Annotated in this window: 16 protein-coding genes and 1 pseudogene; 11 read left to right on the top strand and 6 right to left on the bottom strand. The window is 44.8% G+C overall.

The features are described from left to right. The first annotated feature begins 2 nt into the window (after positions 1 to 2). From QFZ77_RS29755 to arfA, 5 genes and pseudogenes are all read left to right on the top strand, one after another. Positions 3 to 1106 (top strand): peptidylprolyl isomerase, encoded by a 1104-nt coding sequence (locus QFZ77_RS29755; RefSeq protein ID WP_307445176.1) that lies wholly within the window; start codon positions 3 to 5, stop codon positions 1104 to 1106. 150 nt (positions 1107 to 1256) lie between these two features. Further along, positions 1257 to 3704 (top strand): right-handed parallel beta-helix repeat-containing protein, encoded by a 2448-nt coding sequence (locus QFZ77_RS29750; RefSeq protein WP_307445173.1) that lies wholly within the window; start codon positions 1257 to 1259, stop codon positions 3702 to 3704. Between the two features lie 102 nt (positions 3705 to 3806). Next, positions 3807 to 4634 (top strand): annotated as a pseudogene (locus QFZ77_RS29745) (glycoside hydrolase family 43 protein); the annotation flags it as partial. A gap of 45 nt (positions 4635 to 4679) precedes the next feature. Beyond that, positions 4680 to 5639, top strand: coding sequence for a glycoside hydrolase family 43 protein (locus QFZ77_RS29740; protein ID WP_307449956.1), 960 nt, complete (start codon positions 4680 to 4682; stop codon positions 5637 to 5639). 59 nt (positions 5640 to 5698) lie between these two features. Further along, the gene (arfA, locus tag QFZ77_RS29735) at positions 5699 to 7201 is read left to right on the top strand and encodes an arabinosylfuranosidase ArfA (protein ID WP_307445170.1); all 1503 of its coding nucleotides are present in this window, start codon (positions 5699 to 5701) and stop codon (positions 7199 to 7201) included. Between the two features lie 139 nt (positions 7202 to 7340). Here arfA and QFZ77_RS29730 read toward each other — a convergent pair whose 3' ends face one another. Further along, on the bottom strand, positions 7341 to 8471 hold the full coding sequence (locus QFZ77_RS29730; RefSeq protein WP_307445168.1) for an NADH:flavin oxidoreductase: 1131 nt from the start codon (positions 8469 to 8471) through the stop codon (positions 7341 to 7343). 216 nt (positions 8472 to 8687) lie between these two features. Here QFZ77_RS29730 and QFZ77_RS29725 point away from each other — a divergent pair, with 216 nt between their 5' ends. From QFZ77_RS29725 to QFZ77_RS29705, 5 genes are all read left to right on the top strand, one after another. Then, complete coding sequence (locus QFZ77_RS29725) at positions 8688 to 9329, top strand: GerAB/ArcD/ProY family transporter (protein WP_307449953.1); 642 nt, start codon at positions 8688 to 8690, stop codon at positions 9327 to 9329. A gap of 262 nt (positions 9330 to 9591) precedes the next feature. Then, positions 9592 to 11181, top strand: coding sequence for a spore germination protein (locus QFZ77_RS29720; RefSeq protein WP_307445166.1), 1590 nt, complete (start codon positions 9592 to 9594; stop codon positions 11179 to 11181). 3 nt (positions 11182 to 11184) lie between these two features. Beyond that, positions 11185 to 12357: a Ger(x)C family spore germination protein gene (locus QFZ77_RS29715; protein WP_307445164.1), complete on the top strand. Its 1173-nt coding sequence runs from the start codon at positions 11185 to 11187 to the stop codon at positions 12355 to 12357. Between the two features lie 38 nt (positions 12358 to 12395). Next, a complete protein-coding gene (locus QFZ77_RS29710) occupies positions 12396 to 12638 on the top strand; it encodes a hypothetical protein (protein ID WP_307445162.1) in 243 nt (80 codons plus the stop codon). Positions 12639 to 12700: 62 nt separating this feature from the next. Continuing rightward, positions 12701 to 13804: a GerAB/ArcD/ProY family transporter gene (locus tag QFZ77_RS29705; RefSeq protein ID WP_307445159.1), complete on the top strand. Its 1104-nt coding sequence runs from the start codon at positions 12701 to 12703 to the stop codon at positions 13802 to 13804. Positions 13805 to 13828: 24 nt separating this feature from the next. Here the strand turns inward: QFZ77_RS29705 and QFZ77_RS29700 are convergent, their stop codons facing one another. The 5 genes from QFZ77_RS29700 to QFZ77_RS29680 form a co-directional block, all read right to left on the bottom strand. Next, positions 13829 to 15310 (bottom strand): GMC oxidoreductase, encoded by a 1482-nt coding sequence (locus QFZ77_RS29700; protein WP_307445157.1) that lies wholly within the window; start codon positions 15308 to 15310, stop codon positions 13829 to 13831. A gap of 34 nt (positions 15311 to 15344) precedes the next feature. Then, complete coding sequence (locus QFZ77_RS29695; protein ID WP_307445154.1) at positions 15345 to 16757, bottom strand: GMC oxidoreductase; 1413 nt, start codon at positions 16755 to 16757, stop codon at positions 15345 to 15347. A gap of 272 nt (positions 16758 to 17029) precedes the next feature. Then, the gene (locus QFZ77_RS29690; RefSeq protein WP_307445151.1) at positions 17030 to 17632 is read right to left on the bottom strand and encodes a DUF3298 and DUF4163 domain-containing protein; all 603 of its coding nucleotides are present in this window, start codon (positions 17630 to 17632) and stop codon (positions 17030 to 17032) included. Positions 17633 to 17661: 29 nt separating this feature from the next. Then, positions 17662 to 19911 carry a GMC oxidoreductase gene (locus QFZ77_RS29685; RefSeq protein ID WP_307445148.1) on the bottom strand — a complete coding sequence of 750 codons (2250 nt, stop codon included), beginning with the start codon at positions 19909 to 19911 and terminating at the stop codon, positions 17662 to 17664. Between the two features lie 34 nt (positions 19912 to 19945). Continuing rightward, positions 19946 to 21577, bottom strand: coding sequence for a GMC oxidoreductase (locus QFZ77_RS29680; protein WP_307445144.1), 1632 nt, complete (start codon positions 21575 to 21577; stop codon positions 19946 to 19948). 295 nt (positions 21578 to 21872) lie between these two features. Between QFZ77_RS29680 and QFZ77_RS29675 the strand changes: the two genes are divergently transcribed. Beyond that, the gene (locus QFZ77_RS29675) at positions 21873 to 22553 is read left to right on the top strand and encodes a glycoside hydrolase family 183 protein (protein WP_307445142.1); all 681 of its coding nucleotides are present in this window, start codon (positions 21873 to 21875) and stop codon (positions 22551 to 22553) included. The last annotated feature ends 256 nt before the right edge of the window (positions 22554 to 22809 follow it).

Below are 22809 nucleotides of genomic sequence, written 5' to 3'. Positions count from 1 at the left end.
TTATGAAGAAAAGTAAGCGGATAAATCGTATTTTTAAAAAGAAAATATTTTTTGCCGTCCTATTGCCGCTGTTGGCGGTGGTGCTGCTTTCAGTCTCCTTGATTGTATTTCAATCAAACAAATATTCAGGTGAGGCAACCGTATTTACGGTAAATGGAGAGCCGGTATCCAAGGATGAATTTTTGAACGTCATGCCAGGTTTAAGAGCAAATGTCTTTTCCTATTTTGTTCAAAAATATGGAGTAACGGACAGCGCCAAATTCTGGACAACAACCTTTCAGGGAGAAATACCTATTGAAGTTCTTAAGCAAAAGACATTGGATAAGTTGAAAAGAATTAAAACAGAGCAGATCGTCATGAAAAGTAATGGAATAGCCAGCGATATATCTTATTCCGGTTTCCTCGATAACCTCAAAGCTGAAAACGAAAGGCGAAAGAAGGCAGTAGAAAAAAAACAAGTGATATACGGCCCCCAGCAATTTGATGCAACAGGATATTATGACATTCTCCATGGGAATAGGATGGAAGAATTAAAAAACAAATTGGCGGATAAAGAGCTATCCTCCAATGAGGAAGAAATAAAAAATGCGTATGACGAAAATAAAGAAACAATGTATAAAAAGATAGATTCGATTAAGTATGAAAAAATAGTCATACCTTTTTTGGATGAAAAAGGTAATCCTTCGCCGGATAAGAAAAAAATTGCAGCTAGTATGGCTGCAAAAATAAAGGAAGATACAAATAAGGGTTTGAAATTTGAGGATATCGTTAGCGCCTATAAGAAACAAGATAAATCAGATATAGAATACAAGGAACTGGAATTTAATGAAAGCACTTACAAGTCGGATTCCAGAATATATAAGCAATTGACAATAAAGTTGGATGAGCTAAAGAATGGCCAGATAAGCGACGTTATCGAAGAAAACGCTTCCTTCAATATCGTTAAAGTGCTGGAAAAAAGCATTCCCAGCTATAAAACACTGGATGAGGTAAGAGAGCAAGTTAAGAAGAAATTAGCTGACAACAAGTATGATGAGTTCATAAATAAGCTTGTTCATGAATCGAAGTTAATTGTGGATAACAAAGCGTACAACAGCATTTCATAAACTTGTAAATTATTATTATCCAGACCTCAGTTTAGATTGAAGGGAGGGCTGTTGTGAGACGGCTGAGCATAGCATAGCTGAGTAAAGCTGAGGTCATGGAATAATAATTTAAATAATCAAACAACCTAGCGTTGAAAGGGGATACAAATTGTGAAAAAATTTGCAAGTGCATGGCTCCTCATTATGATGCTGATGGCAATAACCATTCCAGTAGCGACCGTACAGGCGGCAGGTACTATTTATTATGTTGATTCTTCAGGAGGAAACGATTCCAACAGCGGTACAAGCACATCCGCTGCATGGCAAACATTAACCAAGGTTAACAGTATTACCTTCCAGCCGGGCGACCAAATTTTATTTAAAGCCGGAGGCTCATGGTCGGGAATGCTGAGCCCTCTGGGTTCAGGGAATAGTACCAACCAAATCACCATTGACATGTATGGAACCGGTAATAAACCATTGATAGCAGGAGGCGGTGTTGCGGCATCGGTTTTGCTGAATGGTCAGGAATACTGGACAATTAACAACCTGGAATTGACCAACATTGCGGCAAGCAGAGCCGTAAGAAGCGGGATCAAAGTGGTTGCTAAAACAACAGGGATTACACATGGCATTCACATTGCAAACAACAATATCCACGATGTAACCGGAGAAAACAGAAGATCAATGCCCGCGGGTCAAAGTATGTATGATAACTCGGGAATTCTTATCAGATTTGATGGTGACGCTACACCGACGGACATGTTTGATGATGTGTTGATTGAAAATAACAATATTCATGATGTTTTGACAAGCGGTATTAAGGTTGATTCAACAGGTGGTACGACTGCTGACCAATTGTTTACCAATGTAGTTGTTAGAAACAATATTATTAGTAAAACAGGTTCGGACGGTACGGTTATTGGCAGTACCCTAAACGCACTTATTGAACATAATTCGGTTTATGATGCCGGTTACAACGGTAACCAAGCCGATACACATCTTATTGCAGGTATGTGGGAAATTATCTCGAAAAACACTGTTTTTCAATACAATGAGGTAGCCAGAACTAAACTGTTTGATGCTGACGGTACAGGGTTTGATACGGATTTAGGAACAGGCGGAACGATTTACTTCCAGTACAATTATACCCATGGGAACGAAGGCGGATTCTGGCTTGATTGTGCGCATATCACCCCGAATGGCTATATTAAAACAGTACTAAGATATAACGTTAGCGTCGATGATCTCGGGTATATAGCAAGAACTGACGATAGGCCAGCTGACTTCTACAACAATACGTTCTATAAGTCCAGCGGTTCACTTGATGCAAGTCAAGGCGCTGACGGCAGCTCATATAGATTCTGGAACAACATCTTCAATTTCCAAACAAGTCCTAACTGGGCATCTTCCTTATATGACAATAATTTGTACTATCCTGAAGCAGCAAACTCTGCCGACGGTAATGCAGTGACTGGAGATCCTGCATTTGTGAATCCAGGCGTTGTTGGCGACGGTATGAGCTATGCCGACAATTACAAGCTTCAATCGACTTCAGCAGCTATTGATAAAGGTATACCAACTGCCGATAATGGCGGGGTAGATTTCTGGGGCAGCACGCTGTATAATCTGATGCCGGATATTGGAGCTCAAGAGTACGGTACGAATGGCACTTATGATGCGAATACGACGAATAAGTTTTCACTGGATTTTTCAACGACACAAGGTCAGAAAAACTGGAACTATATGCAATATAACGGCAGCACTTACTCGAATATGACCTGGAATTCAAGCCTGAATGCATGGAAGGGTGCAGGAACATGGAACCGGATCTGGTCCGCAGGAGTTCTTCATCCTGACACCAATGATACCGTATTGGCATGGAAGGCACCGAAGGCAGGACAGGTTAGAATCACAGGTAAACCAAGGAAAGCAGGTACCGGCGGTGACGGCGTGAATGTTAAGCTAATGCAAAACAGTACGCAGCTATGGCCAGCAAGCGGATGGCAGGCAATCGGTGCTTCAGACATATCAGGAGTGGCGCACGATGTAACAATCAATGTTGCGGCAAATGATATGATCTATTTTATAGTAAATAAAAACTCGACCACCAACAACGATGCAACGAATTGGGACCCTATGGTCCGATACGCGTCTACACTTTCCAATGATTTTTCAACGACTCAGGGTTCTGGATACTGGAGTTATATGGAATCAAATGGGAGAGCTTTTTCGAATATGACATGGAATGCGTCCATTAACGCGTGGAAAGGCACGTACACGTATAACCGCATCTGGACTCCGACACAAATACATCCGGATATTAACGATTCCGTGGTCGCATGGACAGCTCCTGTAGCTGGATCGGTAAGAATCACCGGCAATCCAAAGAAAGGGAACAGCGGCGGTGATGGCGTAAATGTGAAGATAATGAAAAACGGTACGCAGATCTGGCCTGCAAGCGGATGGCAATATATTAGCGGAACAGATACCGTTGGGGTCACGCACGATATTACGACAAGTGTTGCAGCTAATGATATGATTTATTTTATTGTGAATAAAAACGGAAACATTAACGTTGATGAAACGACCTGGAATCCGACTGTAGCTTTTCAATAAGATTTTTATGATTTAATTTCAGGTGCAGTAATATTTCCTGAAGGGGATGGCCTTAGCCATCTTCTTTAGGCACTTATTAAGGATAAGGAGCATGAGCAGCTTATGTTAAAGAGAGAAGAAATTCAAATACGAGATCCTTTCATACTGACGGATACAAATGAAATGAAGTACTACCTCTATGGAACTACAGATAAAAATGCTTGGGAAGGAAAAGCGACGGGCTTTGATGTGTATGTGAGCTTGGACCTTGAAAATTGGGAAGGACCGTTCCCTGCTTTTCGGCCGGAAGCCGACTTCTGGGCGGACCAAAATTACTGGGCCCCTGAAGTTTACCGTTATGAGGGCAAGTATTATATGTTTGCCAGCTTTAAGGCAGATAACAGATGCAGGGGAACGCAAATCCTGGTCTCAGAGCATCCACTTGGGCCGTTTATTCCGCATTCGGATGGTCCTATTACCCCTTCTGATTGGGAGTGTCTGGACGGAACTCTATACGTTGATGATTTAGGGATTCCCTGGATGGTATTTTGTCATGAATGGCTGCAGGTGCAAGATGGCGAAATGTGTGCTGTCCAATTAATGAAGGATTTCAAATCTGTCATTGGCGCACCAGTGATTTTATTTCATGCATCAGAAGCATCGTGGGTTTGTGGATTTGCAAGAAGTGCCGCTTCAACCGAAAAAAATAACTTTGTGACAGATGGGCCTTTCTTGTATCGGGCGGAAAATGGCGAACTCCTGATGCTGTGGTCAAGCCATGGCGCTGATGGATACGCAATTGGGATTGCGCGTTCTGCAACAGGACAAATTACGGGACCATGGCTGCATGATGATGAGCCGTTATTTGCCAAAGATGGCGGGCATGGCATGCTGTTTACAACTTTTGACGGGACATTCATGCTAACCATCCATAGACCTAATCGTACTCCGGATGAAAGGACTGTATTTCTGCCTATAATTGAGGAAAATGGAACATTGAAAATTAAACGGGAGTATAAAAATCCAATTGTCCTGCAGCGTGCAGACCCATGGATTTATAAACATACAGATGGTTACTATTATTTTACGGCATCAGTTCCGGCATTTGACTGCATTGAACTAAGAAGAGCCGCAACCATCCAGGGACTGGAATCCGCAATTCCGACTATCATATGGAGAAAACATGCTGCGGGTAAAATGAGTTCACTTATTTGGGCGCCTGAAATCCATTTTATCGATGGTAAATGGTATATCCATTTTGCTGCCGGAGGATCGGATGAGAACTTGGACGAGGTGTGGGACCACCGGATGTATGTTCTTGAAAATGAATCCGTGAATCCGATAGAAGGGGCATGGGTGGAAAAAGGCCAGCTTCAAACAAACTGGGAATCCGTTGCTCTGGACGCTACAACCTTTGAACATCAAGGAGTAAGGTATCTGGTTTGGGCACAAAAAGATCCCGAAATCGAAGGGAACTCGAATCTTTATATAGCTGAAATGTCTAATCCATGGACGATTAAAGGCAAACAGATCTTGCTTACGAAACCGGAGTATCCATGGGAAATAGTAGGCTATTGGGTCAATGAGGGGCCTGCTGTATTGAAGAAAAACGGTCAAATATTTATCAGTTATTCTGCGAGCGCCACGGATAGCAATTATTGTATGGGGCTATTGACAGCTTTGGATACAAGTGATTTATTAGACCCGAAATCATGGATCAAGTCCCCGGAGCCCGTGTTTAAAAGCAATGACGAAGCCGGACAATATGGCCCTGGCCATAATTGCTTTACTATATCGGAAGACGGTTCAGAGGATATTATGATTTATCATTCCCGAAGCTATAAGGAAATAATCGGTGATCCGCTGTTTGACCCCAATCGCCATGCGCGAGCACAAAAATTAGACTGGAATGAGGACGGAACTCCGAATTTCGGCATACCTGTTGCAGATCGTTAAGACATGGGTGCTTCGAATCATACAGAGAAGAATTTTATAATCGGAATGGAGAATACAGGATGAAGCATGCAAAATGTATGATTGATAAAGAGTATTTGATTGCGGAAATTGATCCGAAGCTATTTGGCTCCTTCATCGAACAAATGGGCAGAGCCGTGTATACGGGCATTTACGAGCCCGATCATCCTATAGCAGATGAACAAGGCTTCAGAAAAGATGTATTGGAATTAGTAAAGCAGCTGCATATCCCGATTGTCAGATATCCTGGAGGAAATTTTGTTTCAGGCTATAACTGGACGGACGGAATCGGACCCAAGGAGAATAGGCCAACTAGGCTTGACCTCGCATGGTTATCTGTAGAGAAGAACGAGTTTGGGATCGATGAATTTGTCGATTGGTGTAAGAAGGCAGATACAGAAGTAATGGCTGCTGTTAATCTGGGTACGGGAACGCCTCAGGAAGCGGGATACATGCTTGAGTACTGCAACCATACTTCTGGCACTTACTGGAGTGACTTAAGAAGAAAAAACGGGCATTCAGACCCTCATAACATAAAAATTTGGTGCTTGGGCAACGAGATGGATGGACCTTGGCAAATCGGTGCGATGAATGCGGAGGATTATGGTAAAAAAGCGCGTGAAACTGCAAAGATCATGAAATGGGTTGACCCGTCCGTGGAACTGGTTACATGCGGAAGCTCCTCCCCGTTGATGCCCACTTACCCGGAATGGGACAGGGTCGTTCTAGAGCACACCTATGAACATGTTGATTATTTATCTTTGCACAGATACTACGAGAACGAAGGCAATGTCGAAGATTTCCTAGCCTCATTTGTAGATATGAACGATTTTATTAAAACTGTAGCGTCTACGGCTGACTATGTAAAAGCCAAAACCCGCAGTAAAAAGACACTTAAATTATCTTTTGACGAATGGAATATTTGGTATCAAAAGAAACAAACACGGTTCCCTTGGGAAGTGGCACCGCCGATTCTCGAAGATAACTATTCGTTGCTGGATGCGCTTGTTTTTGGCGGTATGCTTTGTACGCTTTTGAACAACGCGGATAGGGTCAAAATGGCTTGTCTCGCCCAATTGGTCAATGTCATTGCGCCTATTTTTACGCAAAAGGGCGGAAAAGCAATCAAACAAGCCATTTATTACCCGTTCCAGCAGGTATCGTTATATGGCAGAGGAAAAGCTATTCAAACACAGATAGCGTGCCCTAAGTTCGAGAGTAATCTTTATGGGGAGGCGCCAATTATCCAAAGCGCTGCAACTTATAATGAAGAGACGTGCAGTTTAACATTATTTGTATTGAACTGCGATAAAGAGGATGTCGAGTTAACGATGGACTTGAGGTCATTTTCAGGGGTAAGAGGAATTGAACATATGATTATGGATGGTCAAGATCTGGAAGCTAAGAATTCATTTGATGAACCAAATAAGGTTGTACCACGAATAGCAAGTATGATTGAGCATGGGGATAAAGTGCGAAATGTTGTAATTCCTAAGCTTTCATGGAACGTATTGAGATTTTCCACTAACGGAGATAATCGATGATTTCAATGACCGTACGGGCAGATAGTAGGAAATGATTCAATGCTCCTGCAAAAGCCGCTTTTAGCTCGTTTCTTACTATGTAATAGAAACGCCCTCCATGTGAATATGGCATGGAGGGCGTTTTTGTATTAATTTACCATTAATAGAGTGTATTGATAGATTCTGGAGTGAAGGGCAGCAGTTCATTCATGCGGCCATCGCGAATCTTGTTGGCCCATTCGGGATCATGCAGCAAAGCGCGGCCGACAGCTACCAAGTCAAATTCACCTTGTTCCAATCGCTCCACCAGATTCCCAAGATGCACAGCATTCGCACCAGCGCCTTCACGGAAAAGCTTCGTGAATTCAACATCCAATCCGACGGAGCCAACGGTAATGGTCGGTTTGCCTGTCAGTTTCTTGGTCCAGCCCGCAAGGTTCAGAGTAGAGCCTTCAAATTCAGGCTCCCAGAATCTTCGGGTTGAGCAGTGGAACACATCGACCCCGGCTTTAACCAATGGAGCCAAGAACTGCGCAAGTTCCTCCGGTGTGTTCGCTAATTTGGCTGCATAATCAGGACCTTTCCATTGCGAGAATCTGAACACGATAGGAAATTCAGGGCCGACTGCATGCCGGCAAGCCTCGATGACTTCAACTGCGAATCGGGTGCGGGCAACCAAGCTTCCACCGTAGTGGTCAGTACGCTGATTCGTTTTCTCCCAGAAGAATTGATCAATTAAGTAACCATGTGCGCCATGCAGCTCGATACCGTCAAATCCGATTCGTTTGGCGTCGGCAGCGGCTTGCGCATATGCCGCGACAAGCTCGGCAATTTCTTCTACCGTTAGTGGCTCAGATACCTTCTCTCCCGTCAGATCGAGTCCGGACGGGCCTACGGGAAGCACTTCAGGATTCGGTTCGCTTCCTACCTTGCGTGTCGTCCCCACATGCCATAGCTGTGGAATGATTTTACCTCCAGCCTCGTGTACGCCGGCTGCTACTCTTGCCCAACCTTGCAAGGCAGCTTCTCCATGAAAATTCGGCCAGTTCGGGCTTGCACCAGCAGCCGGATGATTGATGAGCGTTCCTTCTGTCACAATGAGTCCGATACCGTGCTCGGCACGACGGCGATAATAATCCGCAACGTTTTGTCCCGGAACTCCCCCTGGCGAGAAGCCACGTGTCATGGGGGCCATAACAATTCGGTTGGCCAATTCCAAATGTTCCGAACGGAAAGGTTCGAACAAGGAAAGAGCCGAAACGGAGCTGGCAGGGCTATTCTGATTTGTCATTTGTTTATCTCCTTTAGAACTTCATTTCATCGAAGGAACTTGATCCTGCGGTGATAAGTTTAGAATATCATAAATCCACACTAAATTCATTGGAATACAATATATTTAAAATGTGATAATTAACAGAATAAGAAGAGTCATTATACATAATTGATTTACTCATTTTACATATATAAAGATTGGAGGAATTTAGGATAATGAAAATGGCTCGGCAAGATCGTCATCGTTGTCTATCTTGTCCAATGGTATACCATCATTCCCATTGTTCTACGCCAATTCAGTGATCTGCTCCGAGTTCTGCTTCTTAATACAACTCCGGGAATATTTATCATATTGCCTATGGTTCTGATCGTTATCTATGTGACCTATTCCGGAGGGATTGATGGGATCGGACGTGTCAGCGAAATATTGGGACCCGTTATTTTTTTGATGGTATTGCTGGTCTTGACCACAAGCGTCACCAACATACAATGGAACCGTCTGCTGCCCTTTTATGCGGACAGCGGTATGGGGGCTATTATCAAGGGTTCGCTTCCCCCCGCTTCCTACCTTGGACATGCGGTTGAATTTGTCATGATTTCATCTTTTCTTTTTACGCCACGCAAGGGATCCCCCTACGTGATTTGGGGTGTTGCCATTGCCAGTTTTGGCGTGCTGCTATCGATGATTATGGTCATTTTAACGGTAGGCGTCAATCTCACCTCCAAAATGTGGTATCCATTTTTTGAAATGACAAAAAAGATTGCTGTTTTTGGGTTCATTGAAAACTTGGACGCCATTGCCGTTGTCATCTGGATCGCCAGCGTATTCATTAAATTGTCTATTTATATGTTCGTTACCAGTTACGGAACAGCTTAGTTTTTACAAGTGGAAAATTGGAAGAACATGATCCGGTTACCATTACTGGGTTCCATTTGTACTTCCTGTCAACATGATCGGCTTGCCCTTGCTGCTGCTTATTGTAGGGAAAATCCGGCAGAAGAAAAAACTGCAAGTTAGCAAAAATGGATTATAGCGAATGAATGACCGATATGTCATCCTCGTTGGTGTATAACTATACATATTATGGGAGATTATAAAATTAGTTTCCGACTATGCTGCAGAAAGGATGGGGGTCAGAATGAATATAACCAAATTTTTCAAGAAACATCGCATGAAAAGTTCATCCTCCCCTAACATAATTCAGGATGCAGCTATGCAGGAACTATTGAAAGTGCATGAAGCGATTTCGTCGAGCCTGTCTGTAAACAGAAAGCGGTTGGAGCAAATTTTTGCGAACTGTAAAGATATCATTTTCATTCCGTGGTATTATGGACCCAATCTCCAATATGAGGCGATGGGCATTTATTGTATAACATTGGTTAAAGACAAAAAGGAAAATTATTTTAAAACCGTCATGCAGGATCTGGTTCCCCATCAAATAGGAATGGCCACAGATATCAAACCAGGCGATGTGATCAACTTTTTCGAGAGTCATGGGGCTTCCGTTGAAACCGCACATACGATAGGAGATTTGAACAGATCGGTTGAAGATATATTGGAAGGAAACGTTGTTGTCTTTTTCGATCATTGGGACAAAGCACTGAGCTTCAGAGCGATAACGCTTCAAGAGAGACAAGTGACGGAGAACCTGATTGAGCCGGTGGTGAGAGGTCCGCACGAGAGCACGGTAGAAAATCTGAGTCAGAATATTGGTCTGATACGGATTCGCTTGAAAACCCCTGACTTTAAACTGGAACTCTTCAAAGCCGGGGGGAAATCGCATTCCGAGGTTGCTTATGCTTATATAGAAGGAGCCGTGAATCCGGAAACGTTGGCGGAGTTTCAGGAGCGGATCACACCAGCCAAAGAAATGGAAGTATTGGAAACTTCCTATATTGAAGAACTGCTTGAGGAGTCGGTATACTCGCCATTACCGCAATCCCGGGTTACGGAGCGTCCTGATGTAGCTGCTGCTGCCCTCTTGGACGGCAAGATCATTGTGATGGTTTCTGGAAGTCCGTCGATTCTGATCTGTCCCGGTTTATTCCTCGAGTTTTTGATGTCTCCTGAAGACTATTACCAAAGAACGGTTTTTTCGTCCTTTATCAGATGGTTAAGATTCATAGCTTTTTTCTTGACTGTATTCCTTCCAAGCATCTATATCGCTTTGACTACCTTTGATCCCGAGCTGATTCCAACTGTGCTGCTGCTAGCGGTTCTCAATACGCGAGAAGGGATTCCATTTCCGGCCTTTATAGAGGCGTTGATCATGGTCTTTTTTTTCGAAATTCTGGTCGAAGCGGGGGTTCGATTGCCGCGCCCCGTCGGCTCTGCCGTCAGTATCGTAGGTGCTTTGGTTATCGGGGAAGCATCCATTAATGCCGGCATAGCCTCCCCGATCATGGTCGTCGTGGTGGCCCTTACCGGGATTGCCAAATTCTCGCTCCCGCAGTATAGTCTTCAAACTGCTGTCCGAGTCCTGCGAATACTCGTGATGTGCATTTCCGCTTTTTTGGGGGGGTTTGGGCTGATGATCGGGATCCTGCTGCTGCTGCTGCATATGATGAGTTTACGTTCGCTCGGTCAGCCTTATCTGGCTTCGTTAGGACCACTTCGCCCACGACAATTACGCGATGTGTTTATCAGGGCGCCGCTGATTTCTCAACTTCGCTCGCCGAGAAATCGTCACAAGCATAATCGGCTTACAGATAACAGGAAAGAAGGATGAACGGTGAGAACATTTGGAACTGCTGCATTAACTTTTGTAGTTCTTGTCTTCTTAACCGGATGCTGGAATAGAGTCGAGCTGGATACCCTTGCTTTTGTTCAGGGAGTTGCAATTGATGAGTCGGAAGACGGGAAAGATATTGAACTGACCATCCAATTCTATAGGCCGATGACGGGAAGTAAACAAACACAAGGAGGACCATCTAGAGAAAGCTATATCAATATTAAAACAAGAGATAAGTCCTTGTTTGAAGCGATCCGCGATATGACCATTCATATCGGCCGGAAGGCGCAGTGGAGCCATATGCGGGTTCTAATCATCGGAGAAGAAATTGCTAGAAAAAGGAATATCGGCGAGATCCTGGATTTTTTCTCACGGGATCACGAACCACGGGCAACGATAAGCGTTATGATCGGCAAAGATAGGGCGGAGCTATATTTGAAAAAAGGCAAGCCGTTTGTCGAAACGTCCATGGGTCAGCAATTGCGCGAGTCTGAACTAGTGGCATATAAGTTTACAGGGAAGTCTTTAAAAGCCTCCTTTATTGATCTGATGCTGGAATTGAAAAGCGAAACAGGCGTTGCCGCTGTACCGTATGTCTATTTTGACCCGAAGAATAAGCCGCTAAGCTCTCCCGTTACCGGACTGGCGCTGATGAAGAAAGGGAAATTGGTTAATGTGCTGCCACCAAAAAAAATCGAAAGCTTATTAATGCTGTTGGACGAATATCAATCAGGCATTCTCCAAGTCGAATGCCCGGGTGAGAGCAAAAAGAAAATGAAGAAGGTGGAAGCCGTTGAAGTCTCGACACTAAAGACGAAACTCAAATTGAAAATCAAGGGGGATTCGGTGGCCGTCCATGTTTCGACCAAAATTGATGGGTATTTCGGCGAACTTATCTGTACGAATCTGAAAACCCCGGAGGACGTAGAGAAATTTAACAAAAGAGTCCAAAAGGTTATCGAACAGGATATGAAAAGTACCTTGCTTCTTATCCAGAAGCAAAAAATGGATGTGCTTGGAATCGGAAATCGCATATACCGCAAGGATCCAGCTTTATGGTATCGCATGAAGCCGGATTGGGAAGAACGATTTCAGGGTATAGCATTTACCGTTGAGGTTAAAGCAAATATATTCAATACAGGAGCTAACCTTGGCGAACCGGTTGCCAAATAGTCCCGATCTTTGCAATACGGGCGAACGGGGAGAAAACGATGATCGAGAAAATCTTGATTTTGCTTGTGGCATACACCGCCATTTTTGCTCATGATGGTCTGAATCTGAAGCAAGCAAGCAGTAGGGAGAGGTTCGTTCATAGTATATTAATGATCGCTTCTCTATATCCAAGTCTTATTTATGTGCTGGATCTGCGTTGGCCGAATCTGGACGAATTGGTTCATTTCTTTTTGAAAGATCCGGCTGAGAAAATTGTGGAGTCTATCAAAGTTCCATCTTAACCAAACTTATGCTTCTGAAGCTAATTTGTATCCCCAAAAACTCCAAAGAGGGGGCAGTCAATATGAAAAAGCGGATAACGGTTAGTTCGCGGCAAATGGCGACGCTGTTCCTCTCATTTCTGACCGGTTCGTCAATCGTAAATATACCGGCGCCTTTAACTGGAGCGGCAAAAAATGCCGCTTGGATGTCTCTGTGGATGGCGAACGGATTAGGGATGCTTTTGTTGAGCTGTATTCTCTATCTGTACCGGAAATATCCCGAAATGACGCTCATCCAGTACAGTCGGCAGGCCGTTGGAAGAGTATTGACCATTATTTTAGTCATTCCCTTCTTTTTGTTATCTTTCATGATGCTTGCCAATATCGTGGTGGACATCGGCGGATTTTTCAAGAGTACGATGATGAGGGAAACGCCGACTTATGTCTTTCACTTTTTAATACTTTTCACAGCGGCACTGACTGTTCGTTCAGGTATTGAAGTCATGGCCAGGATGTTTACTTTACTGCTGATCACGATATTTATATTCAGCGCCATAGTTATGCTTTTAACACTGCCTGCCTATCGTGTGGAACTGCTAATGCCTTTATTTCCAAAAGGTTTCAAACCGGTTCTGCATGGCGCCTATATCGCTTATGGATTTCCATATGCAGAGCTGATCTTGTTTTCGATGGTTCTTCCGTTTGTGAGAAAGGACCAAGAACCTCTAGGTAAATTTATGTTTGCATCGCTTCTAATCAGCGGGCTCTCGCTAACCTTGGTAATTGTATGCACGATCATGGCGCTGGGGCCGATGGCTGGGAATATCAAATTTTCCTTATTTACACTTGCGCGCTTGATTGAACTCGCGGATATCATTGAACGGGTCGAATCAGTAATTGGCATGACATTGATCGCTGGCTCCTATATGAAAGCAACCATTGTGCTGTTTGTGATCAATTTGGGGCTAACCCAATTATTCCAACTGCAGGATGACAAGATTCTGATTTTCCCTATAGCATTTTTTACGGGAATGATCTCACTGACCATGTTCCGGAACGAATTGGAATTCATGGGACATGTAGGTACCGTTTGGCCTTTATTTATAACGGTTACAGGCGTTGTTCCTATCCTTTTGCTAACGATTGTAACAGCGTTAAAGAGTCGGCGGAAGCAAGCGTCAAGTTAGGACATCGTTGTACCAAGAGGCTGCTCATTCATGATATTGCGAAAGGATATAATCCGCTGTTCGAATCGCTAAAGCAACGGTTGTCAATGTCGGGTTAGCTGCTCCGGTAAGCGGCAATACGCTGTTATCGGCCACATAGAGACCGGGTACGCCGTGTATTTGCCCATACTGGTTTGTTGCCGAGGTGGCGGGATCATCGCCCAATCGGCACGTTCCCGCCTCATGATTGTCCAGACCGGGAGGTAGGAGACTAGGGTTTTCGTAAAAACCCAGCCCCATTGCTGCGGCAGCACTTCGAATGGAAGCCGTCAGCTCGCGGATAACGGCCTTATCTTGAGAACTGTACGAAAATTGCACCTTTAATAAAGGTACTCCGAATGAATCACGTCGGGTAGGGTCGAGGCTGACATGGTTTTCAAATCGCGGTTCGAGGGTCGCCAAGCCGAAAAATCCAAGTCTTAGTTCGTCAAGAAGTTTTCTTTCTTCATAATGGTACCACCAGTACTCTAAAGGATCAGTCCCTAAAGTGAAGAACATATATTTCCGATCTGCAGCACTTGGAACCATAATAGCCGCATTTCCCAACACTTCGGGAAATTGATTGCGGTTTATTTTTGCTTTCGCAACGACTGTCGGTTGGTTCACCAAATATCTGCCGATGGCTTCTCCGGGAATATTGGAGTTTAGCAAAATACGCGGCGTTTCAAAGGTACTGGCGGAAAGGATTACCGTCTTAGCTCTGATGTTGCAGGTTTTACTGTCGGAAGTAACCACCTTAACGCCTGCGGCTCTTCCTCTCTCGGTGATAACCTGTACAGCCCGCGTTTTTACAGCCAGATCAAAGGGCTTAATATTGAGAGCGTAAGCCATAAATATAATGGAACTAAAAAAGACATTCGAATGGAGCTGACCATACCGGGTAACATCAAGGTCAACAGCCAGAGGAAGGTCAATGGCATCCGGAAATCCGCCGAAGCGAAGGCGATGGAGAAGTTTTTCCTGAAGGGCGGATCCCTTTGCGTATGCACCGGTTACATTCATGATCTGTTCAGCGGTAAGGTAATAGGGAACTAGTTCTTGATAGGAAATCGGCCAAGATTTGATTTCTTCGGGCAGCAAACGGGGACACATTAAATACCAATGAAGGGTTCTTCCGCCTAAAGCTCTAAATATTCTCGCCCCCGGATAATCCGGCCATAATTTCCCGATTGGTTCGGTATGGCGGGGACTTTCTATAAATTGAGTAAACCGCGTTTGATCGAAAGTAGGCAAATTATGAGCATGGGTCGGTAGCATGAGATCCCCGGCCTCGATCATACCGATCCGCATGCCGTTATGTTTCGATTGTTCGATTAATCTCCAGAGTGCGGCCCCGCCTCCAGCACCGCTGCCGACAATAAGCACATCATAATTGGTTTGAGCCATTTTCTCGAGCGGAGTCAAGGGAATCCACGGTACCTTAGCAGGCTGTGACGAATAAGTACGAGCATCGCTGTTTTCGGTCAATTTAATCGCCCTCCCTTCAGACAAAATAGATGATCTATTTCATTTGTTCGACGATATGATCTGTTGTACGAATGGCTAAAGCGACAGCGGTTAGCGTCGGATTGGACGGTGAAGTAAGATTCAATACACTCATATCGGCTATGTAAAGACCAGCAATGCCATGCACTTGACCATAGCGGTTAGTGACGGAAGTAGCCGGGTTGTCCCCCATACGGCATGTTCCCGCCTCGTGATTGTCTTTTCCGGGCTGGCGCAGCTGGAGTGGGCTATCCAGTGATAAACCCGCCGCGGAGGTGAAGGCTGACAGGGAAGCGTGCATGTCGCGAAGAAGTGCCTGATCCTTATCGCTGTAGGAAAACTGTACGTTAATATTAGGTACGCCGTAAGCATCCCGCTGAACCGGATCAAGGCTGACGTAATTGTCGGCCCGCGGTTCCACGACTCCGTAACCGTGTACTTCCAAAGGCTCCTTTTTCAGAAGAGGTCTTTCTTTATAGTCATACCAATAATCGGAGAAGATCTGGAGCTGATAATTTCGCTCAGCCGAACCCGGAACAAAGACAGTGGCAACACCAAATACCTCTGGGAATACATCTCGGTCAACGGTTCCATTTCCCTCGAATACAGGATGGAAAACCAAATATTTTCCGATTGCTTCGCCTTGGATATTGGAATTAAGCAGAAGGCGCGGGGTTTCCCAGGTGCTGGCGGAGACGACGATTGTCTTAGCACTCAGCGTATACGTTTTTTTATCTGAGGTCATGACCTTGACGCCTACAGCTTTTCCTTGTTCCGTTAAAATTTGCACGGCGCGTGTATTAACAGACAGATCGAATTTTCGAATATTTAAGGCATGTGCAAGGAAATCAATGGAACTGAAATAAACATTCGAATGGACCTGCCCGTACTTCGTACCTTCTAGATCGGTGGAGAGCGGAACATCTGTTGCCTCAGGAAAACCGCCCGTAAGAAGGCGTTCGATAAGTATTTTCTGCAGAGCGGAACCTTTGGTATAGTTGGTGGTCACATTCATTATTTTTTCTGCGATCAGATAATAGGGAGCAAGATCCTTATAGGTGATTGGCCATGTTCTGAACGCAGAAGGATCAAAACGGGGGGACCAGCCGTACCATATCAGGGTTCTTCCGCCTAACCCTCTGACTATTTTCGCGCTTCGAAAATCCGGCCATCTTTCTCCGACTTGATCCGTAACCAGCTCCACGTATTCGAGTGCGCGCTGTTCGTCAAATGTGGGTATATGAAACGCATGGGTCGGCAATAACAGATCGCCGGCCTCGATCATCCCGATCCGCTTGCCGTTTTGCCCCCATTGTTCACATAGTCTCCAAAGAGCAGCTCCACCGCCAGCCCCGCTGCCGATAATAAGCACATCATAATCGGTCTTCGCCATTTGCTCGATTGAAGTTAGGGGAATCCATTGATCCAAAGGAGGGCCTGATGAATCGGGAGGACGTGAAACAACGTCATCATGGATCTTCCGTACATGTAACAGCGGGGCGGGCAGTTGTATTTGAACATCCGCAACTATAATCAAATCGGTGCTGGGAATATGCGGATTGAGAGATAGGAGGGCTTCTAAATCACAATAGTATCTGTCGGCAATTTTCCTCAGAGTATCCCCATGATCAGTGACATAGATATGCAAGTGGCATCACTTCCTTTATCCAGATGTTTTCAATATAGGGGTTAACAGACTCCCTAATACATCATTGTACCAAGAGGCTGCTCATTAATAATATTCTGAATCTCATAGACTGAAATCGGGAAATATTGGAATCCGTATACATATGCTGTGATTTCTTCGAGTTGAAAAAAAACGACCAGAGCTTTATCGGCGATATAAAAATCTTGATCGGGCCTTATTCCTTTAAATTCGGACTGTAATGGAATACGACGATCTTTGATCTGTTGCCCGATGATTTCGGACACGCTTTTCACATAGTCGACACCGTGAACGAATAAATCTTGCAAGGTGTATAACTTTCCGGTTTGTACATCAATGGTAAGCGAGTTTTGCAGCGTCCATCTGTGAGCATGACTAGTGTATGACTCATTGTATAAAGATAAGCTGAATACACCTCGCTCATTCGTTTTTATTTCATAATAACCGGACAATCCTTTCGGATTTTGCGGATATCCCTGCTGATGGATCTGTCGGTTAACTTCACCCACAATGAGTTGATTGATCTGCTGCTGCATGGCACTATCCGATAGTTCCACGATGGCCGGGTAAAACACATTCAACCTGGGTCCGGACATCCGATAAGTTTTGATATGAATAGGGAGATTAAACACTGTCATCCTCCTCTGAGTTTTTCGCCAGTAAAATTCTAAGTTTGCCCCAGGATATAATCCGCGGTGCGAATCGCTAAAGCAACGGTTGTAAGTGTCGGGTTCGCAGCGCCAGTAAGAGAAAGAACGCTGTTATCTGCCACATAAAGACCAGGTACACCGTGGATTTGCCCATACCTGTTTGTTGCCGATGTAGCGGGGTCATCACCCATTCGGCACGTTCCTGCTTCATGATTATCTAAACCGGGAGGCAGGAGGCAAGGATTTTCGTAAAATTCCAGTCCCGTGGCTTTGGCAGCAGCATGAATGGTAGTCGTCAATTCACGGATTTTGGCCTGATCCTGAGTACTGTAAGAAAATTGCACCTTCAATAAAGGCATGCCGTATGAATCTAGTTTGCTCAGGTCAAGACTGACATGATTGTCAACTCGCGGCTCCATGGTTGTCAAGCCGAGCATTCTGAACCTCAGTTCATCCAGAAGCTTTCTTTCTTCATAATGGTACCACCAGTAATTCACGGGATCTGTTCCTAAAATGAAAAATGTATGTTTCCGTTCTACAGAGCTTGGAACCATGATTGCGGCATTTCCCAATACTTCGGGAAATTGATTGCGGTTTATTTTTGAGTACGCTAAAACAGATGGATGATTCACCAAATATTTACCGATGGCTTCTCCAGGTATATGGGAATTCAATAAAATTCGCGGCGTTTCAAACGTACTGGCGGAAAGGATGACCGTTTTCGCTTTGATGGTATAGGCCTGGTAGTCCGAAGTAACTACTTTCACACCTGCGGCTCTTCCGCTTTCGGTGAGAACCTGCACGGCACGCGTATTTACAGCCAGATCAAAAGGTCTTTTGTTTAGAGCATATGCTAAAAATATAATGGAACTAAAAAAGACATTCGAATGGACTTGCCCATATCGAGTAACATTCAGGTCAACAGCTAAAGGAATACTCGTCGCATCTGAAAATCCGCCAAATCTTAGACGATGAAGAAGCGTTTCCTGGAGAGCAGAACCTTCCGTATATTGCCCGGTTACATTCATGATTTGTTCAGCGATAAGGTAATAGGGAAGTAGTTCTTGATAGGAAATCGGCCAGTTAATAAATTCTTCAGGCCGGAAACGGGGACTCATTAAATACCAATGCAGGGTTCTACCGCCTAGAGCTCTGAATATTCGCGCACCCGGATAATCCGGCCATAAATTCCCCACAGGTTCTACATATGGCGGACTCTCTATATATTGATCAAACCGTGTTTGATCGAATGTAGGCAAATTATGTGCATGGGTCGGCAATAATAGATCTCCGGCCTCGATCATGCCGATCCGCAAACCGCTTTTTTTTGATTGCTCGCATAATCTCCAAAGAGCAGCCCCGCCGCCAGCCCCGCTGCCGACGATGAGCACATCATAATCGGTTTGTGCCATTTTCTCGGCCGGAGTCAAGGGAATCCATGGCACTTTCTTTGGGAGAGACGCAGGGGGGCGGGCATCACTACCGCTTTGAATGGGTACTCTGCCTTGCAATTCCGTCCGATCCAAACTCGGATTTACACCTAACGCCCAATAAATAGCGTTCATCACGAGCTTACGGAAAGCGGGGACTTGAAAGTCCTCGGGATGTCCCATCGTCGTCATGAAGGTGCGTCCCCCGGCATAATTGCTCCAAGTCCATGCCACGGGATTGATCTCGGCACCTGGCTCCGGTTTGAATTCCGGATCGACGGACTGTCCCCAAAGCAATATTTTCGATCCTTTTGGCGGATACGGCAAAACAACATATAACCATGATCGTACATGGAATTTATCCGGAACCCCGTTTAAAATTGGATCCAGTCTCGCTCCAGGTTCCACGAATACATCCGTACCTGATGTATAGGCGTAATGCTTTATCCATGGAGCTCCCAACACGTCAATGCCAAACTTTTTATTCCATATTTCAAGGGGATGACCTTTCGGATACAGAAATCCATGCGTGCTGGTGCGAAATCCAATGATCGGTTTACCTCGTTCAATATAATCCCGAATATGACGGAACTGCTCTTCGGGCAAAGTGCGATAACGGATAAAGAACACGGCTAAATCCGCGTCGGCAAGTACTTCCAACCCTGGAATATTAGCCGGATTTGCAGGAGACGGATAAGCCGTTAACAATGTCGTCCGAGCCCCGAGCCGCTGCGCCTCTCTGGCGATTTCAGATAAGGAATGTTCGGAATCATATTCGACTTCGGCAGCAATAAACACAATATGAAACGATTTCAAAGATCGTTGGTTTTCCGACAATTCGATCGTGCTCCTTTCAGGCAGCATAGACGCTTTATTTCATTTGCTCGATGATGTAATCGGCTGTACGCATGGCCAAAGCGATCGTCGTTAGCGTCGGATTGGCCGGGGAAGACAGATTCACGACGCTGTTATCTGCTATATAAAGGCCGGATATGCCATGGACTTGACCGAAGCGGTTGGTTACAGAAGTAGCGGGATCATCGCCCATTCGGCACGTGCCGCATTCATGATTGTCATAACCGGTAGGACTCATCAAGGGCGGGCTTTCCAGAGATAGTCCCATTGTTGCAGAAAAAGCTAATAGGGAATCGTACATTTCGTGAAGAAGAGCCCGATCCTTATCGCTGTGGGAAAACTGAATATTTAGCAGAGGCACGCCGTAAGCATCCCGTTCTAATGGGTCGAGGCTGACATGATTTTCAAACCGCGGCTCCACGATGCCGTAATTCTTCACTACAATCCGAGCTGTTTTCAGCAGCGGCCTTTCCGTGTAATGATAAAAAAAATCGGAAAAACCTATGAGTTGATAATTTCGCTCAGATGAGCCCGGAACGACGATAGTGGCAACGCCAAGAACCTCTGGGAATTGATCCCTGTTTAGGAATCCATTTGCCACATACTCGGGGTGATGCACGATATATCTCCCAATGGCTTCGTTCGGGATATTTGAATTTAGCAGAAGGCGCGGGGTTTCCCATGTGCTAGCCGAGACGATGATCTTCCTGGCTTTTAAGGTATACGATCTTTTGTCGGAAGTCATGACTTTGACGCCTGCAGCTTTTCCATTTTCGGTTAAAATCTGTATGGCCCTCGTATTTACAGCCAAATCGAATTTTCGGATATTCAAGGCATATGCAAGAAAGATAATGGAACTGAAAAAGACATTCGAATGAACCTGCCCATATTTCGTCCCTATAAGATCAGCTGCCATACGTATATCAGTTGCCTCTGGAAATCCGCCCATAAGAAGACGATCGAGAAGCATTTCCTGCAGTGAGGATCCTTTGGTATAGTTACTACTTATATTCATTATTCTTTCTGATATCTGATAATAGGGTATAAGATCCTTATAAGTGATAGGCCAAGAACGGAAAGCCGAAGGGTTGAAGCGGGGAGAAAACAGATACCATAAAAGGGTTCTACCGCCTAAGGCTTTTACCATTTTTGTACCTGGATAATCCGGCCAACGCTTTCCCGGTCTTTCCGCAATACGTTCCCAGTATTCTAAAGCACGTTGTTCATCTAAAGTAGGCAAATTAAATGCATGCGTAGGCAATTGCAAGTCTCCGGCCTCGATCATTCCGATCTTCTTGCCGTTTTGCCCCCATTGCTCGCATAATCTCCATAGAGCGGCCCCACCGCCCGCTCCACTGCCGATGATAAGCACATCATAATCAGTCTGCACCATTTGCTCTATGGAAGTCAGGGGAATCCATTGATCCAAAGGGGTGCCTGATGGTTCGGGAGGGCACGAAACAGCGGCATCATTGATCCTCCTCACATGTAACAGCGGCAGTTTTATTTGAACATCTGCAGACAAATCTAAATCTAAATTGGAAATATAAGGGTTAAGTGACAGGAGATTTTCTAGTTCACAATTATATTTGTCGGCAATTTTTCTTAAAGTATCCCCATGCTCAGTGACATATATATACAAAGGCATCACATCCCTACATCCTTATGATATCAATAGGAGTATATGAGCTAAAACCGTATTATATTATTGCCATGAAAAGTGATTACCCACAACGACAATATTAAATGCGTGAATAGCAAGAATGGATAATGAATAACAAATACCAACAAAGAAAATATGGGATTAGTCTGATAACATTAACAAAGTAGACAAGGCCTAGCTGCGGTAACCGGATGGAGGTGGTTCATGTCCAGTCGATGAAAGACTGGAGAATAGAATTTTAGCAGAAAATTCGAGAGCATTTTAAAGGAGAAGGTGGCTTATGAAGATATTTAGGAAAAAAAGCAAATTCGTAATTCTGGTTTCAGTGGCTACTTGCTGGATGCTTACAAGTTCGCCGTCATTACCGGCGCATGCTGTTGTGCCGCAGGACAGCACTTTTTTCTCCACTTCATCGAACGAGTCGTCGGATACGGTCAACACGGCTTCTCAAGGCGATTTGTGGGCATCTTGCTGGGGTGATGACGGCCATCTATATGCGGCCAACGGAGACGGAAAAGGCTTTACGCTCGGATCGACATCCCCAAACAGCATACCGCCTGCGCCACCGAACCCTGACATCGCTGTTAATCGTATTTCCGGCAGCATTGGCAGCCTTAGCGGTGCGACGCTTGCCAGCAATAATGCTGTTGGACAAATTTGGAACACAAGTGGCACTTACAACCGCAAGCCAACCGGGATGGTGTGCGTGAACGGAGAAATCTATCTGGCCGTGCAGGACTTAAACCTTGACTTCAATGACGCTCCGAATGCGACGATCGCGAAATCGACAGATCACGGTTCGACTTGGACATGGAACACAACGGCTCCAATGTTTAACAATCATACGTTTACTACGATTATGTTCCTCGATTATGGACAAAATTCAGCGTGGAATACGTTCGACAATTATGTATACGCTTACGGTCTCGACAGGGGGAAATATATGAGCATTGAAATATAACCTAGGCAACCTAAGAAATGTCGAGGATGCAAATGGGGGTATTGGGATGGATTGAAACAGTACAGAAGTAAAATAAAATGTATTAAATAAGTCATGTCATTTTGGAAGCGCATTCAAAATATCTGTTTTTTAAACAAAGAGAACGTTTTTTTACATGGGAAAGAAGAAAAAAACCATCTATGATGTGAAGAGGAAAACATTCCCAACGGGGTGGAGGTGAGACGTTACGCGACGTGAACAGGCATCATAGGAGAAG

The organism is Paenibacillus sp. V4I3 (genome assembly GCF_030817215.1).
Classification (GTDB): Bacteria; Bacillota; Bacilli; order Paenibacillales; family NBRC-103111; genus Paenibacillus_E.
Note: the sequence above shows the minus strand (reverse complement) of the source record. Positions and strands in the feature narration are given on the sequence as shown.

Coding starts and splice junctions, on each gene's coding strand:
- QFZ77_RS29755 (WP_307445176.1), top strand. CDS start 3: ATGAAGAAAAGTAAGCGGATAAATCGTATTTTTAAAAAGAAAATATTT.
- arfA (WP_307445170.1), top strand. CDS start 5,699: ATGAAGCATGCAAAATGTATGATTGATAAAGAGTATTTGATTGCGGAA.
- QFZ77_RS29730 (WP_307445168.1), bottom strand. CDS start 8,471: ATGACAAATCAGAATAGCCCTGCCAGCTCCGTTTCGGCTCTTTCCTTG.
- QFZ77_RS29720 (WP_307445166.1), top strand. CDS start 9,592: ATGAATATAACCAAATTTTTCAAGAAACATCGCATGAAAAGTTCATCC.
- QFZ77_RS29710 (WP_307445162.1), top strand. CDS start 12,396: ATGATCGAGAAAATCTTGATTTTGCTTGTGGCATACACCGCCATTTTT.
- QFZ77_RS29705 (WP_307445159.1), top strand. CDS start 12,701: ATGAAAAAGCGGATAACGGTTAGTTCGCGGCAAATGGCGACGCTGTTC.
- QFZ77_RS29690 (WP_307445151.1), bottom strand. CDS start 17,632: ATGACAGTGTTTAATCTCCCTATTCATATCAAAACTTATCGGATGTCC.
- QFZ77_RS29680 (WP_307445144.1), bottom strand. CDS start 21,577: ATGCCTTTGTATATATATGTCACTGAGCATGGGGATACTTTAAGAAAA.
- QFZ77_RS29675 (WP_307445142.1), top strand. CDS start 21,873: ATGAAGATATTTAGGAAAAAAAGCAAATTCGTAATTCTGGTTTCAGTG.